The organism is Colwellia piezophila ATCC BAA-637, assembly GCF_000378625.1.
Lineage (GTDB): Bacteria > Pseudomonadota > Gammaproteobacteria > Enterobacterales > Alteromonadaceae > Colwellia > Colwellia piezophila.
Window position 1 is genome coordinate 568,076 of sequence record NZ_KB905161.1, and the last position, 16,666, is coordinate 584,741.

The window sequence follows — 16,666 nt, forward strand, 5'->3', positions numbered from 1 at the left end:
CACTTAATTAAGGCAAGGTTCTGTGTAGTAGGACTATTCAGGAAAATCAAATTTTTGGTTGTTACTTCTAAACCCTTAATTTACTTGGGCTACGAACGTAAAGAGACTTTTGCTTACTGTTACATTACCATTACACTTTATTACATTAGGTTTAGGTTTAGGTTTAGGTTTAGGTTTAGGTTTAGGTTTAGCGTGATTCTAGTTGTTATTTAATAGGGGCCATGGACAAAAATCTTAGAATGAATTGGAACTTGGTACAAAGTGTGAATAAATTTCTAAGTGATGCGCGAATAAACTCTTAAGTGATGCGCGAATAAATTCCCGCCTACGGGGGGTCTATGTAGGCTGGATTTTAATCGCGCATGTTTGAAAGCTGAACAAGTTCCCGCCTACGGCAGTCGTCATCTTCGAGTTTTCTTGTCGAAGATCCAGTTCTTAGGTCTGGATTCAGGAGAATGTGCGTCCTGCATTCTCTAATAAGTAGCATCCATGCTACGACCGACAGGCCACCTCGGGAATGACGAAAAGGACAAAGCGCGAATAAATTCCCGCCTACGGCAGTCGTCATCTTCGAGTTTTCTTGTCGAAGATCCAGTTCTTAGGTCTGGATTCAGGAGAATGTGCGTCCATGCCACGTCTACATTAAGCCCAAAGCGCGGTTAAACTATTAAGTGATGCGTGAATTAACTCCCGCCTACGGGGGGGTCTATGTAGCCGGGATTTTAATCGCGCATGTTTGAAAGACCGAACAGGTTAAACGTGAATAAATACAAGGTGAACAAGTTCAAGTGATCAATGCGCGAATAAATTCCCGCCTACGGCAGTCGTCATCTTCGAGTTTTCTTGTCGAAGATCCAGTTCTTAGGTCTGGATTCAGGATAATGTGCATCAAGATAATTGCTCAGGAGAATGTGCGTCCTGCATTCTCTAATAAGTGGCATCCATGCCACGTCCGTTCAGCCACCTAGGGAATGACGAGAAGAACAAAGCGCGAATAAACTTCTAAGTGATGCGCGAATGAATTCCCGCCTACGGGGGGTATATGTAGGCGGGATATGTAGGCGGGATATGTAGGCGGTATTTACGACTGCTTTAGAGAAGGATATTACCTATTTAATACTAGGACCAGAACAGGGGTATTCACCCTTAGCGATAACAATTACAGCTAGAATATAACAATACCCCCCTTAAATTTACATGTAAGCGTGTTTGTAGTGATAAATAACTTGTTTAAATAACACGCTTCCACTACCATGGAATTTTATTTTAAAGACTGAACATTACACGGAATTCTTTAGTAATCAGCTATCCTACCACTACATAATAAGTTATAAGGCAATTTAAAAATGAATAAATTAGTAAAAACTACCCTAGCAGCTAGTATCGCTTTGGCTTTAACCGCTTGTCACAATGATAAAAAAGAAACACCACCACCGCCACCACCAGAGCCTACAACTCTTGATATCGCTGGTGGAGCGGTTAAAGGAAGTTTAGCTTTTGCTACGGTTAATGTTTATGCTGCTAGCGATACAGAAAAGGCTATATTACTTGCTACCACACAAACTCTTGAAAACGGTGATTATAGCGTACAGATCGTTGATGAATCAGGCGCTGCCATTATGGGTACCTTCCTAATTGAAGTTGTTGCAGACGAAGATACAACTATGATTTGTGATGCTTCAGTATGTGGTGATCTTGTCTATGGTGATACAATCCCATTTGGTGAATTACTAGGTTTAACATTATCTACCATTTCTTATACCGATGGTTCAGCAATTGACGCTGATGTGAATTCATTAACAACAATGGCGACAGATACTATTTTATCTGCAGCTGCTATTGAAGGTACAGGGCTTGATTTAGCGACAATTTCGGCTGAGGATTTCTTAGCAGTTCAACAAGATTCATCTGAAATCGTTGGCGCTCTTTTAGGTGTCGACCTTTCAGCAACAAATCTATTTACTATAGATATTGTTGATGCGTTTAATGCAGATACTGTTTCTACAACTGATTCGATTGTTGCAACATTAACACTTATTAACGCCTCTTTAACCAGCTTAACCGTTACTGATGGTTCAACATTAGCTGATGAAATTGTTGGTTACTTGGATGCTATTGAAGAGATTACCGCTGTATTATTAGCTGATCCTGAAGCTGACTTAGGTAGCGGTGAAACTGCTGCTGCACTAGCAACAGTTAATGCAACACAAGAACAAATTTCTCAAGAAATTGTTAATATTGCAGTTGCAGTAGACTTGAAATCTGAAGGTGATCCCCTTCCTCCTTTAGAAGAAGTTCCTACCGAGGTTGATGAAGACGCTCTTGGGGATATTATTGGTGATATCATTGACGGCACTGGTGGTACTGGTGGTACTGGCGGTGAAGGCTAAGCCTTAGTTATACTATTAAAACCCGCCTCTTGGCGGGTTTTTTTTCGACTGTAAGACTCATCATTGTTCACTTTACTTTCACTTAATTATTCCACTTTACTTGCAATTTAACTGTTCACTTTTTTTCAACTTAATTTTCAACTTTTCTTTCAATTTACCTTTCTATTTAACATAAGGTTTAGTTAAGATTTAGTTGATTAATTCACCCTGTAGGATTTATTAAAATGAAGCGCTGTATTCTATTCGCCCTGGCTTTACTACCGTCAGTTACTTTTGCTGCTGAGCCTGAAGCGACCATGTCTTTTCAAGGTTATAGCGGTTTAATCAATACCCCCACGGCGAAATTATTTGATGAAGGCAAATTTTACCTACAATATGGTAATCAAGTTGAAACAAAGGGTGGTTATCGCAATGGTGATAATTATAACTTTGGCGTTGGTTTATGGGAATATGTTGAAGTTTCAGGACGCTTAGCTGATTACAATTTTGGTGGTGAAAGCGGCTTAACCGACTTATCAGCAAATATTAAAGTAGCTATTCCTTTTATTCCTAAAGATTGGTTTAGTTTAGCGCTTGGCATACAAGATGTCGGTGGCTCTGCCAACTACTTTGATGCTAAATATGCCGTTGCATCTAAGAATTTTTTTGAAAACGTTAATGTTTCCCTCGGTATGGGCAAAAGTGACTCAAATCAAGGACGCCTTGACGGTGTTTTTGCCGGTCTTGCTTGGCAACCTTATCAATGGCTAAAATTATCAGCAGAATATGATGCAGCAGACACCAACTTAGGTTTGCATTTATCATCCCCTAAAAGCTGGCTTAGTGGTGGCATGCAATTAACTACCGACTTACTGGTTTCAAGTACCAACGAAGAACTTAAAGATGATTTTTATTACGGGGTAGGATTAACTATTCCCCTTAATTTTAACGGCGCTAATAACTCCTCGCCGTACCGCGAACTAAACAGCAACTTAGCTGATTTAGATGAGATAGCGTCTGATGTTGTAGTTCGCTCTGCTACTGCTGAACGCCAACTAGTACTAGAGCTGTTGGCTAAAGAAGGTTTTGAAGCAATTGAAATTGCTGAAGCTGATTATAATACAATCTATGTAGAACTAGAAAACCACATTTATAACCGCAACCAAATAGATGGGCTTGGCGTGGTTTTGGGCATCCTCAGCAAACATATTCAACAGAATTACTCACACTTTAAACTCGTACTGAAAGAGCGACAAATCCCTATTTTAGTTGTTAAAGGTAGTTTAGCTGAATATGATGCGTTCTTAACCGATAACCAGCCATTAAAGCTAGATATATCTACGGATACTTTTGGCAGCCAACGAAGAAATACCACAGCAGCTCTATCGGATAGTAATAGTATATGGTTCAAACCTCGTATTACTTTTTGGCCGGGCCTTGTAACGAGAGTCGGCACTGAGTTTGGAGCGTTTGACGCCTCTGTCGCTTTGATTAGCCACCTTGAGGTGCCATTATGGCCTGGTGCCGCGGTAACAGCGCAGCACACCAAACAAGTAACAGAAACTAAAAACTTCGAAGATGGTGAATTTTTTTCTGATGACAAGCAAACAACCGGGCTAAAAGAATACAGCTTCCATCAGACCTTTTCATTACCCTACTCAATAAAGAACATGGCTTCTGTGGGCAAGTATCGTGATACTTATGATTACGTTTCAAACGAAGTACGCTGGCAAAGCTTTGCTGGTAGCCATAAAGTTAACCTCTTTACCGCACGATATGAAAACCAAGAAATACAGGAAAGAGAACATTATGATGGCTGTAATATTTTATTTCCTGCTTGTTGGAAAGATGTAGAGGATCCACAAAGAAACGTCGTTATTGCGAAATACCTGTACTATAACGCGCACTTGAACGCTTCAGCTGAAGTACAGGTTGGTCAATATTGGCAGCAAGATAAAGGTTTCGTGGTTAAATTAGAGCGAATGTTTGGCGATGTTACTCTTAACTTAACCTATAAAGATACCAAGGTAGATAATGAAGAAGCTAACCAGTTTATTGGCCTTGGTTTTTCAATCCCGTTAACGCCGCGTAAAGATTACAATAATAAATACTTTCAAGTTAGGGGTAAGCCAAAATGGCGATATTCAGTGAATACGTTAGTAGGAAAAAGCCATAATAAATTAACCCCTGGTAGTGGTGACACCTCCCAGCGGTTTTATAACCTTGATAGTGCTTTTTATAATAACAATCGCTTAAGCAGTGAATATATTTATAATAATTCAAAACGCTTAAGAGAAGCTTATTATTTAGCGCGGTAGTCAAGTGTGGGGGTATGGGCATTTGTAGGAGGGATTTCAATCCCGAATTTTTTAAAGTCCGAATAAATTCAAGTGATGCGCGAATAAATTCCGGCCTACGGTTACCCCCAGAGTAATTAAGCACGTATGGGGTTATGGGCATTTGTAGGAGGGGTTTCAACCCCGAATCTTTGAAGGTGCGAATAAATTCAAGTGATGCGCGAATAAACTCCCGCCTACAGATAATTAATAATGATAACGGCAGGATATAATCGTAATATGGCCGTCACTTACTGCATAGACTAGTCGATTAGTTTCATCTATTCGTCTAGACCAAAAACCCGACAAATTTTCTTTCAGAGGCTCGGGCTTTCCAATACCTTCAAAGGGAGACCGCTTAGTGTCGGTAATTAATTTATTAACCCTTTTAAGCGTTTTTTTGTCTTGTCCTTGCCAATATACATAGTCAGCCCATGCATCATGGGTCCACGCTAGCAACCTAGTCATTTAATATCTCTCGCTCAATCACTTGAGCTGATTTAAATTGTTCAATCGATCGGGCTAGATGAGCTGCGTTCGCAGGTGATTTTAATAAATGAACAGTTTCCATCAAACTATTAAAATGATCCAAGGACATAACAACAGCATCTTCCGAATCTCTACGGGTAATAATGGTATAATCAGCGTCGTTTACGACATGATCAAGTACCGATTTCAGCCCATTTCTAGCTTCAGTGAAAGATACAATTCTCATAATACTCCCCTTTATTAGTTGTACAGGTAATGGTACAAGTTTAACTAAAAAGAACGTTATATACAAGTCAAGTTAGATAACATAAAGGTGTATTAGTTGTAGAAGTAGCGCACATGCCACGTTCGCATTAAGCCCAAAGCGTAAATTAACTCCTAAGTGATGCGCGAACAAGTTCAAGAGAATCTGCATCCTGCATTCTCTAATAAGTGGCATCCATGCCACGTCCGCTAAGAAACTTCGGGAGTTATTGGAAGCTTGGTTGGGTGCATGACGGTTATAGGGCTCTTGTAGGAGGGATTTCAATCCCGAATTTTTGAAGGCCCGAATAAACTCTTAAGTGATGCGCGAATAAATTCAGGAGAATCAGCGTCCTGCATTCTCTAATAAGTAGCATCCATGCTACGTCCGCTAAGAAACTTCGGGAGTTATTGGAAGCTTGGTTGGGTGCATGACGGTTAGAGAGAATGGGATTAAAAAGCAGCCGTCATCTTCGACTATCTTATGCGAAGAGGCTTGTCGAAGATCCAGTTCTTGAAATATGGATTCAGGAGAATACGACTTAAATCTATTATGATGACTCAATATTATCCAAGCTGAGCAACTGGCGGCTATTACGTAGAGTAAGTATTTTAATGTCACTTTCAATTTTATAAATAATACGATAACTACCAAACATTACTTCACGATAATTAGACCCTTATAATACCAATTCCATTAAATTATTGCCCACTTGTACTGGCTAAAATACTCCAATGTTGCGTTGTTCTCAATCCCAATAGCTAGCTATTACTCAATCGAACGCCTTACCTTAAAATATTTTTCCTTCGCACAACAAGATCACAAACTTAATGGTATTGGTATGACTCAGGCACTTCTCTACCTAATTCAGGTTGAGAACCAAGTAAGTCAGTTCGATCAAAAACATCATTCACCCATTTGTCAGCTGCGGATGGTTTATCAAGAGCAATAAACTTAGCTGTTGCCTCTAGTTTTTCTAATGCTAAAGGAGACCAAACTACTTTCAAGCTTTAATACTCTTTAAAATTTTTGCACGAGCATCTTCATTAGACATACCTAGTCCAGCTGAAATTTGGGTTTCTGCTTTTTGTATTTCTTCAAGTAGCTCAATTTTCTCCTGCATAGATTCATACTCAGCTACACCTACGACTACGGCTACACCTTTCCCCCTTTGGGTGATAACAATTGGCCTTCTAGTTTCATTAATTTGACGTATAAATGACGCAGCTCCAGCCCTAAAATCTGAAAGAGGCTGAATATCTTGATCAAAATGTAGTCTACTCATAACCGTACCTTTAGTTGTACTCTATTTGGTACGAAGTATAGTAAAAATTAGAAATTAGCACAAGACTTTGAACTTGAGCCCAAAACGCGGATGAATTCTTAAGTGATGCGCGAATAAACTCCCGCCTACGGTTACCCCCAGAGTAATTAAGCACGTATGGGGTTATGGGCATTTGTAGGAGGGATTTCAATCCCGAATTGTTGAAGGCCCGAATAAATTCAAGTGGTGCGCGAACAAGTTCCCGCCTACGAATTCGATGATGGGGGGCTTGCGGTTAGCTTAGCGGTAGGTGTACTTCTACTTGTAAGCCACCTTCAGGGTGGTTATTTAAGGTGATTTGGCCTTGATGACCATCACTTATTTCTCGACAAATACTTAAACCTATACCACTGCCATCGACTTTAGTTGAGTAGTAAGGCAAGAAGGCTTTGGTCAGCACTTGTACTGGCATGCCGGGGCCGAAATCTCTCACGGTAATAGATAATGTACCCTGTTGACTTGTTATATGAACGACGCTGGCTTTTTCTGGACATGCTTGTTGGGCATTTTTAAGTAAGTTTATTAACAACTGTTCAATCTGGCTCTCATCCCCTGAAAACATCATCTCAGTATGCTGACAATGCAAAGTAAAGTGATACAATTCTTGTAATTGCTTTAAGGTTTTACTTAAATCAAACATCTGCTTTTTTGGCTTAGATAAACGCGCCAGTTGACTATAACTTTGAATAAATTCAGCCAGCTTATTAATCCGTTTAGAAATAGTGCCAAACACTCGAATGAGCTGTGGCTGTTCTAAACGCTCTGCCAATATATTACCGCTATGACACATAGAGCTTATCGGTGCGATAGAGTTGTTTAATTCGTGATTAATAACCCGTATTACTTTCTTCCATGTTTGTAACTCTTGTTGATGCATGGCTTGTGTTAAGGGTTTAAGTAAAGTGAGTTGATGACGACTGCCATGTAATTTTAACTGGTGACGAGATAAGTGCCAGCTTTGCTCGGTTTTAGTTAGTGCTTTCACCAGTTCATCATTAACATTGTTATCATTTAGCAGTAACTGGATGATGGCATTATCTTTATCTTGATGTGGAATAAGCTCAGGTAGTTTTTCATTGAGCAGCGTTTGCCAAGACATGCCCAACATGCTTTTCTGGTTGAAAAAAAACTCAGCGGCGCGATTAGCAAAAATAATGGTATCTCGGTGATTAACTAATACCGTTACCACATCTGAGGCATTAACCACCTTATCGAGTAACAGCTCTCTTTGATAGATAGATTGCTTTTCTAGTCTCAGTTTATCGGTTACTTGATTGAACAGCGCTAACACTTCATGCTGACTTTTGTTTTTACCGCCCCCTTCATTCGCCGTGTTATCAGCCAGGCTAATTGAAAAGTCACCGTCTTGTAGGTTTCGTAAACCATGTGATAGGCTTTGTAATATTTTATGATTTTGTCGGTGGCTTTTCTGATAAGAACGATAGCGCATAGCAGCTAATGTGATGCACAACACCGAGCTTATTGCGAATAACCAAGGCGAGCTAGGCATTAACAAAAAGAAGCTAATGATGAAGGTAATATTGATGAAGATTAATTGGATTATTAACATATAGATTCAACTAAAAAAGAGAGTAAGAAAACACCAAGAACATTACCATTAATTACGCACCTTTAAACATGTGCGATTGAAATCCCGCCTACATACGCACCTTCAAACATGCACGATTAAAATCCCGCCTACATATCCCCCCGTAGGCGGGAACTTGTTCGCGCAAATATATAAAATCACACCCAACATTACGGGGGATCAAAAATATGCGATTGAAACCCCACCCAACCATACGAGATTGAAACCCTAAGAGATGCGCGAATAAATTCCCGCCTACAGCAAAGGGCTATACCATGACTTAACTAACATAATGTTTCGACATCAATTTGATATTTTTCTATACGACGATATAACGCTTGTCGGCTTAAGCCTAACTCGGTGGCACTATGTTTAATAACGCCATGATGTTTGAGCAAGACCTTTTCTATGTGCGTTTTTTCATCAAACACTGAACTTGCTTTTATGGCTCCTAGCTGAAAATCATTCGGCGCTAGGATGCTATTGTTGGCAAAAACTAACGCGCGCTTACAGGCGTTTTCTAATTCACGCACATTTCCCGGCCAAGCATGATTTGTTAATGCATGCTTAGCTTCATCACCAAGTGAGTACTCACTACCAATAAAGTACTCTGCTAACGGTACAATATCTGCCTGGCGCTTTGCTAGTTCAGGTAAATGCAACTCGATAACGTTTAAACGATAATAGAGATCTTGCCGAAAGCTGCCTTGTTGCACCGCTAAAGTTAAATCTGCATTGGTGGCGCTCAGTACTCTGACATCTACTTTGATTGTTACGCTAGAGCCTAAGCGTTCAAACTCCCCGGTTTGCAACACTCTTAATAGCTTCATTTGCCCAGCTAAAGTTAAGTTGCCGATTTCATCTAAAAATAATGTGCCACCATCTGCCGCTTCAAATCGACCAATACGCGCTTGATTCGCGCCAGTGAATGCGCCCTTCTCCGCACCAAAAAGCTCGGCTTCCATTAACTCATGCGGTAAAGCGCCCATATTCACTTTGATAAAGGCATTATTAAAACGAGGCGATTGCTGATGGATATAATCCGCCAGTTTTTCTTTACCCGAGCCATTCGCGCCGGTAATTAATACATTGACGGTTGCACCGGCCACTTTACTTGCTTGCGCTATTAAGGCTTTCATTTCTTGGCTTTTATAAATGAAATCATCCGCAGTCTTATTTTTGTTTTCGCTACTCCTGCCTTTACCGGTATGACTTATACTTGGCTGAGTCTTTTGACTGTATGTGGCGACTAAATCAAGCAGTTTTACATCATCCCAAGGCTTTTGTAGGTAATCGGTCGCGCCACCTTTAACCAATGAAATAGCAGTCTCTAGTTGCGTCCATGCCGTCATTAAGATGATAGGCAAATCATTATTAATGGCTTTTAAGGCCTTAAATAGTGACTTGCCTTCTGTACCTGAAGTAATGCCTTGAGCAAAATTCATATCTTGAATAACTAAATCAACACGTTGGTGAGATACCGCCATAAGTGCTTGTTTCTCATTTTCAGCGGTTAGTACCGTATAACCATGCAAGCTCAACAATAACTCGAGTGCTTCAAGAATATCGGGGTTATCATCAACAACTAGTATTTGTGGCATTTTTTTCCTTTTGCATTAATTACGCACCTTCAAACTTGCGCGATTGAAATCCTAAGTGATGCGCGAACAAGTTCCCGCCTACGGAGAGCAATGCGCGATTGAAATCCCGCCTACATTACGCACCTTCAAACCTGCGCGATTGAAATCCTAAGTGATGCGCGAACAAGTTCCCGCCTACATTACGAACCTTCAAACCTGCACGATTGAAATCCTAAGTGATGCGCGAACAAGTTCCCGCCTACGGAGAGCAATGCGCGATTAAAATCCCGCCTACATATGCCCCCGTAGGCGGGAATTTATTCGCGCTTTGGCCTACACCGTTCTCGTGGCAATCACTGGCGGAATATTACTGGTCTGGACTGCAGGGATCCAAGTAGCTAGCGTGCCTGAAACAAAAATGACTGCACTTGCTAATAAAAACAACATCATATCTGGTTTACTCAAGCTTATATACTGACTCAACAATATATTGAAGGCTAAAGCCACACCCAAACCTAATAGACAGCCAATGCTATATACCAACCAGTTTTCTGTTAGCACATACAAAAGAATGTCTTTTTTACGTGCGCCTAGTGCTCGCCTAATACCAATGTATTTCTTCTGGCGCGAGATATGAAACTGTGAATAAGCATAACTACTGATAGCGGTAACAAAGATCATTAAGCCACATAATAATAGAAATAAATCGGATAGGCCTTGGTCATCACGATAAAAGCCTTTTAAATGCTCTGCTAAGGTAAATACTTTAAATATATCACGTTCAGGTTGTACCGCTAAAATAGTATCACTGACTTGGCTACGCACCTTCGCCATTTGACCCGGTTCAACATTTAGCACGTAATAACGACCAACAAATATATACTTCATCATGGTGTTGATGAATAAGCCGTATTGTTTATCACGAGGTAGTGTTGGGTCGAGCATTATATCTTTGATAACGCCAATTATATGGCCGTTATTGGTTTCATGGCCAACAGCAGACTCCCCACCATAAAGTGCTTTTGCCAAAGACTCGGTAATAACGATATTGTTTTTTGCTTCACTGTCAAAATCAAGCTGGTCATTTTCATTTAAAAAGCGACCTTCTAGTATAGTAAAACCCATAGCTTCAGCTAAATGTTCTTCCGCAATAATGTACTTGACGTCTTTTAGGTATTTATCATTTTTTTCCTGATCTGGGTGATCAATATCATGGGTATTACTCAACATGCCTCGACTTCTGATAGGTAATTGATTAGTGATAGAAACACTATTCACCCCAACTAATTGGTTTAATTTAGCTAAATCTTCATTAACAATTGAGCGAAAGTAGTCTAAATCGCGATAAGCCCCTGAGGTTGGGTGGGTAGAAACAAGTAATATATTTTCGTCATCTAACCCCGTTGGTTGTGATATTTTTTCGCGAGTATCTAAGGCTAATATAGCACTATTCACTAATAATCCGAGTGTGATAGCCAGTTGTAAAATCAACAATCCCGTAGTGAATTTTCGCAATAATAAGGACTTAATTAATCCCTTTACATTCAATCTAGTAAAATTCATGAGTTTTCCTTATTTAGATTATTTTAGCTCAGCTGAGATGGTGTAACGATTCGCACGGTATAACGGATATAAGGCGCTGGCAATCGCAGTGACTAACGCTAATGCCATGCCTAACATGAGTAATTTAGGATCCAGCACCGCTAAGTTTTCTAGATCAGGCAAAAATTTTATTGATAATTTTAGGAAAAACCAACTCAGTAATAAAGATAACAGCCCCGCAACAATACCTAACAAGGCACTTTCAGTAATGCCTTGCACCAACATATCTTTGTTACTAGCTCCAATAGCTCGGCGTAAACCCACTTCAAATTTTGCTGAGTGAAAACGTGATAACAACAAACTGCTGGCATTGAAAACACATACACAAAGAAATAATACTGACGCAAAAGTGAAAGCTAACACATTTTGGTCAACAATATTTTGCTCTAACAACCAAGCATTCACATCACGTAATTCATTAAGAATAGCTAATGGATGTTCACCTGCGTCTTTTAAACTTTGGCTATAGTTATCCAGATAATATTGAAAAGCCTGTTGCTGTGCCGAGTTTTCTAACTCAACCCAAGCTTGTAGATAAAAGACGTTACGGTCACGGGTAAACTTAACTCCTTGGTAACTGACGGTCGAAGAACTACGGGCATGGATTGACCAACCTAAATCTATCGAGGTTTCTAATGGCGCATAAATATCATCCGTTAAGTTAAAAGCGCGGCCTTCAGTAGCATGGTAAAATAAAGGACGTAAGTGCCATGGTTTAAGTACACCGACAATAGTTAATAATTCACCATCTAGCTCGAGTACTTTACCAACACTGTTTTCACCGGCAAAAATCTTTTGGTTTAATTCATTACCAATTACTACTTCCATACCCGAACTTTTAGCAAAACCACTTCCGTAAGCAAAAGGCGCATTCGTTAATGCAAAAAAACCTGGGGTGGTAGCACGAACACTCGAATCAAAACGTTTCAAACTTGTTGATGCTGAATCTCGTGCATAAACACCTGAGGCATAAAAAACTGCGCTATTTTTAGGAATATCAGAAGACGATATTTTCATCGCTTCCCGGTAACGCAAAATATGAAACGGCTCAGCTTGGGGCTGATCATTAGGCCAAGTGTTCATACTGACATGAAAAAGTTGACCGCTTTTTTCAGGGATAGGGTCACTTGTCATTGAGTTCACCAAAGCCAAATTAGCACATAATAAACCGACACCAATAGATAAGGTTAAAATCACCAAAAAATATAATGACGGTGCTTGTTTAAAGCTCTTCAGTGCTAAAGACAAGTTATAAGCAAACATGCTATTGCTACGCATCAGCCATCTCCTCTTCTACAGCTGCACTTATCGAAACACTTTTACCGGTATTTCCTGCCGTTCTATCTAGGGGGGCGTAAATTTTAAAGTCAGCAAGTTGGCCATCTATCACTTGCACATTACGACTTACTTCGCGTGCTTGGTCGGGATCATGGGTAACCATAATGATGGTAGCGCCGTCTTTGTTAAGGTCATGTAATATTTCCATCACTTGGCGCGCCATTAATGAATCAAGGTTACCTGTTGGCTCATCGGCGAGTAATATTTTAGGCTCTCCTGCTAGTGCTCTAGCAATGGCAACACGTTGTTGCTGTCCGCCTGAAAGCTGGCTAGGTAGGTACTTAAGCCGTGAAGCTAAACCAACTTTTTCTAACGCCTCTTCAACACGGCGCTTTCTTTCTCTGGCGCTAAAACCACGGTAACGCAGCGGCATATCAACGTTATCAAAAATACTGTAATCAGGGATAAGATTATAGTTTTGAAAGATAAAGCCGAGTTTTTCATTTCTTAATCTCGATAACTCATCATCTTTTAAACCTTGCACACTAACGCCATCTAATTCATATTGGCCACCATCAAAATGGTCTAATAAGCCGGCAACATTAAGAAATGTGGATTTACCTGAGCCCGATGGCCCCGTTACCGCAACAAACTCTCCAGCTTTTACATTTAACGAGAAGTCTCTAAGAGCATGTGTTTGAATAGTGTCGTTTTGATAAATTCTAGAGATATTGTTCATTTTTAGCATGGTACTTTCCTTTAGTATTAGGTACTAGCCGGTCAAATCATTCGATTTAGTTTACGTCGCTAGCCTTCGCTTATTTATTAAAATGGCTTGTTTAGCAGATGAGGTTAGTTAATCTGCTAAGTAAATTTTTTCTGCTTTATTAAAGTTCTCATAACCTGACGTTATGACTTGTTGGCCCGCTTCGATACCGGAAATAATTTCGATATAATCAACGCTAATAGCACCGGTTTGAATGGCTGTTTTATCGGCATAATTATCGTCAGCAAGTTTGAAGATATAATTGCCTCCAAAAGAGCCGATAAAAGCGCCGCGTTTAACCATAAGTACATTTTCTTTCTTTTCAAATTCGATACGGGCATTGATGCGTTGGTTCTGTCTTAACTGAATTTTCGGTGAGTTGGTTATTTTCGCTCTTACCTTCACTTGGTTAGCTTTAACCTCAGGAGAGATAGCAATAATTTCGCCTCGCACTGAGACTCCTGAGATTGTCATCGCCACTTCTAAGCCAATGCCTAAGTCATCCGCGTAGAATTCAGGAACACTTAGCTCGGCTTCATACTCAGATAAATCAACAATGGTCATAATGGCAGTGTTTGCCGCGATAGTATTACGCTGTGCAACTAACCAATTACCCACCACACCGCCTACCGGCGCTTTAATTTCTAGTGCGTTTTGACGACGTGATAATTCATCTAAGATCAGTTTTTCTTTTTGCACGAGGAAGTCTCTGTGCTGCTTCTCAAACTGTAAGCGCTCTTTGGCAAATGATACTCTTTTTTTAGCATGTTCGAATAAGCGGGTAGCATCGGCTACGGCATCCTGGCTTTTTAACCAATCGACTTCGCTGATAATTTGCTTACCGTAAGATATTTCTGCCCGTTGAAACTCTCGTTTCGCTACATTAAGGCTTGATTGTGCGGCGTTCATATTACTTTCAAGGTCAAGTTGCGCTTCTTTGTCTGCTAATACACCACGATTAGCATTGATACTTAACTGCTCTAGCGTCGTTTGCTGCTGTTTCATTAATGCATCGAGCTCAGGACTATGCAGGCGCGCCACTATTTGATCTTTATTTACCGTTTCACCTGGCTTAGCTAATAAGGTGATTTTTCCTATCTCAGTGCTATAAAGTTGTGGTGCATTGGCGGCAACGGCTTTACCTGAAACCACTACATCTCTGATTAAATCGCCTCTAATCACGGTATCTACTTTAATACTGTTTCGATCAACACTGGGGATAGAAGAATACCATTGGGATAGCGTAGGAAAAGTAACGTAAGACAACACACATAACAGCAAGACACTCAGAATTATCTTTTTGACGGCGATTTTTTTAGGGTTAGCTATCTCTTCATCCTGTCCGCTTGTTCCTTCAATCATGTTTTTCTACTTAGTTATCTAATAATGACCAAGTATTGCAGGTTCGATGCCAAAAAATTTACATATGTAACTAACTGTAATTAAAGGGATAGTTATTTCATAGAAATAGTTGAGTGTCCGATCGGACACTCAGTATGTCCGTCAGTGTCCGTTAGATAACATACGGACACTGACGGACAGAGTTAAATAGGTGGCTAGTCTTAAGCCTGGAGTGACATAACGATGGGTATTTCAAGATTGGCTAACAACAAAGCTTAGCTAAAGGGTGTAAAGGGCTAAAGGCGTAGGGGTTACCAATTTTGTCTTTTAACAAACTCTCTGGTTTTTTCATCTTGATGAAGTTGGTTATAGGTTTTAATTTTTTGGTTCTTACCCAATAAAATTTTAACTTGATAATAGGACTCTCTGAGCAAAGCAAAACCTGGTTTGCTCCACCAACTTTTATTATAGAGTTTCTTCGTGGCGGCTACAGCATCGGGGGATTGTTGGCAAATGGCTTGTGCGAGTTGTAAGGCTTTTTCAGCAGGGTCTTCATCAACATGTGTCACTAAGCCATAGTTAAGCGCTTGTTCGCCATTAATAATGGCTCCTGTCATAGCGAGTTCCTTAGCAATATCTAACGATAACAATTCCCTTAATGCCAAAGTTCCGCCCATATCAGGGATCAAGCCCCAACGAGACTCCATAATTGAAATTGAAGTATCAGGGGCAGCTATACGAAAATCCCCACCCAAGGCTATTTGCAAACCTCCTCCCCAACAACGTCCGTGAATGACCATGATCACCGGAGCAGGTATTTTCCTCCAACCAACAGAAACATACTGAGCTAAATTAGCTTGCCAAGGTAACCACTTGAATAATAGCTGTAATGGCGCCTTGGCCGACTTCATCACCGATTTAATATCTAAGCCGGAACAAAAATCTTCACCTATGCCCTCAACAATCACAGCCCTAATTGATCTATCAACTTTCAATTGCTTGATGGTTTGGCTAATAGCATAGAACATCTTAATATCAATGGCGTTATGCTTATCCGGCCTGTTAAGACTAACGTGAGCTATACCATTTTTTATTGTTAAGTTGACTCGATTATCAATAGTATCGTTTGGCATTCGATTTACTCAGTAAATTAGTGGTATGACCACTAACGTAACGTATATTTTATGCTAATACCAGTTTCATTAAGTTTGTGTTCTTGTTGTGCATAGAGAAAATAAATCAGGGCAAGGCGCTCGATTGAGCAATAGCTGGCTATTGGGTTTGAGAGCAACGCTGACATGGAGTACTTTAACCAGCACAAGTGAGCAATAATTTAATGAAATTGGTATAAGTCGATTGGAATATTTAAGGCATGACTTTGATCTGTAAACGGGAATTTTTTCGCGCAGGTAGGCGGAAATTTGTCCGCCCATGTAGTAGGCAGTAATTTATTCGCACATGTAGGCGGGAATTTATTCGCGCTTATTTGAAATAATTTCAAATCCCAAACAGAACAAGCCCGACTCTTTCGAATCGGGCTTGTTGTCATTTATGAGAGAGTGAAGTGGAGAATGTCCTACTCTTACATAAAGGGAAAAACACCCTCACGCTCTCACCTCCTCCGCTATTATATTGCGCGATTGAAATCCCGCCTACACAGGTCTCATACCGTAGGCGGGAATTTATTCGCGCTTATTCTCAAATCCCAAACAGCAAAAAGCCCGTTACTTTCGTAACGGGCTTCTCTTA

General features: G+C 40.2%; 13 protein-coding genes. 2 read left to right on the forward strand and 11 right to left on the reverse strand.

The features are described 5' to 3' along the window. Positions 1–1,346: 1,346 nt before the first annotated feature. Together F580_RS0105845 and F580_RS0105850 are read left to right on the forward strand one after the other, a co-directional pair. Complete coding sequence (locus tag F580_RS0105845) at positions 1,347–2,390, forward strand: hypothetical protein (RefSeq protein WP_019026762.1); 1,044 nt, start codon at positions 1,347–1,349, stop codon at positions 2,388–2,390. A gap of 224 nt (positions 2,391–2,614) precedes the next feature. Continuing rightward, entirely contained in the window at positions 2,615–4,687 is a 2,073-nt protein-coding gene (locus F580_RS0105850) for a YjbH domain-containing protein (RefSeq protein WP_019026763.1), read from the forward strand. A gap of 225 nt (positions 4,688–4,912) precedes the next feature. Here F580_RS0105850 and F580_RS0105855 read toward each other — a convergent pair whose 3' ends face one another. From F580_RS0105855 to F580_RS0105905, 11 genes are all read right to left on the reverse strand, one after another. After that, entirely contained in the window at positions 4,913–5,173 is a 261-nt protein-coding gene (locus F580_RS0105855) for a Txe/YoeB family addiction module toxin (protein WP_019026764.1), read from the reverse strand. Then, a complete protein-coding gene (locus tag F580_RS0105860; protein ID WP_019026765.1) occupies positions 5,166–5,420 on the reverse strand; it encodes a type II toxin-antitoxin system Phd/YefM family antitoxin in 255 nt (84 codons plus the stop codon). The genes F580_RS0105855 and F580_RS0105860 overlap by 8 nt, the downstream gene beginning before the upstream one ends. An 845-nt stretch (positions 5,421–6,265) precedes the next feature. After that, a complete protein-coding gene (locus tag F580_RS24035) occupies positions 6,266–6,445 on the reverse strand; it encodes a type II toxin-antitoxin system RelE/ParE family toxin (RefSeq protein ID WP_019026766.1) in 180 nt (59 codons plus the stop codon). Then, positions 6,442–6,723 carry a type II toxin-antitoxin system Phd/YefM family antitoxin gene (locus F580_RS0105870; protein ID WP_019026767.1) on the reverse strand — a complete coding sequence of 94 codons (282 nt, stop codon included), beginning with the start codon at positions 6,721–6,723 and terminating at the stop codon, positions 6,442–6,444. Before F580_RS0105870 ends, F580_RS24035 begins: the two co-directional genes overlap by 4 nt. A gap of 274 nt (positions 6,724–6,997) precedes the next feature. Beyond that, positions 6,998–8,332 carry a sensor histidine kinase gene (locus F580_RS0105875; RefSeq protein WP_019026768.1) on the reverse strand — a complete coding sequence of 445 codons (1,335 nt, stop codon included), beginning with the start codon at positions 8,330–8,332 and terminating at the stop codon, positions 6,998–7,000. Positions 8,333–8,634: 302 nt separating this feature from the next. Further along, entirely contained in the window at positions 8,635–9,951 is a 1,317-nt protein-coding gene (locus F580_RS0105880; RefSeq protein WP_019026769.1) for a sigma-54-dependent transcriptional regulator, read from the reverse strand. Positions 9,952–10,263: 312 nt separating this feature from the next. After that, the gene (locus F580_RS0105885) at positions 10,264–11,493 is read right to left on the reverse strand and encodes an ABC transporter permease (protein WP_019026770.1); all 1,230 of its coding nucleotides are present in this window, start codon (positions 11,491–11,493) and stop codon (positions 10,264–10,266) included. Positions 11,494–11,511: 18 nt separating this feature from the next. Then, positions 11,512–12,810: an ABC transporter permease gene (locus F580_RS0105890; RefSeq protein ID WP_019026771.1), complete on the reverse strand. Its 1,299-nt coding sequence runs from the start codon at positions 12,808–12,810 to the stop codon at positions 11,512–11,514. Then, on the reverse strand, positions 12,803–13,558 hold the full coding sequence (locus F580_RS0105895; protein ID WP_019026772.1) for an ABC transporter ATP-binding protein: 756 nt from the start codon (positions 13,556–13,558) through the stop codon (positions 12,803–12,805). The genes F580_RS0105890 and F580_RS0105895 overlap by 8 nt, the downstream gene beginning before the upstream one ends. A gap of 108 nt (positions 13,559–13,666) precedes the next feature. Further along, positions 13,667–14,938 carry an efflux RND transporter periplasmic adaptor subunit gene (locus tag F580_RS0105900; protein ID WP_019026773.1) on the reverse strand — a complete coding sequence of 424 codons (1,272 nt, stop codon included), beginning with the start codon at positions 14,936–14,938 and terminating at the stop codon, positions 13,667–13,669. A gap of 290 nt (positions 14,939–15,228) precedes the next feature. Beyond that, positions 15,229–16,050 carry a crotonase/enoyl-CoA hydratase family protein gene (locus tag F580_RS0105905; RefSeq protein WP_019026774.1) on the reverse strand — a complete coding sequence of 274 codons (822 nt, stop codon included), beginning with the start codon at positions 16,048–16,050 and terminating at the stop codon, positions 15,229–15,231. Positions 16,051–16,666: the final 616 nt, after the last annotated feature.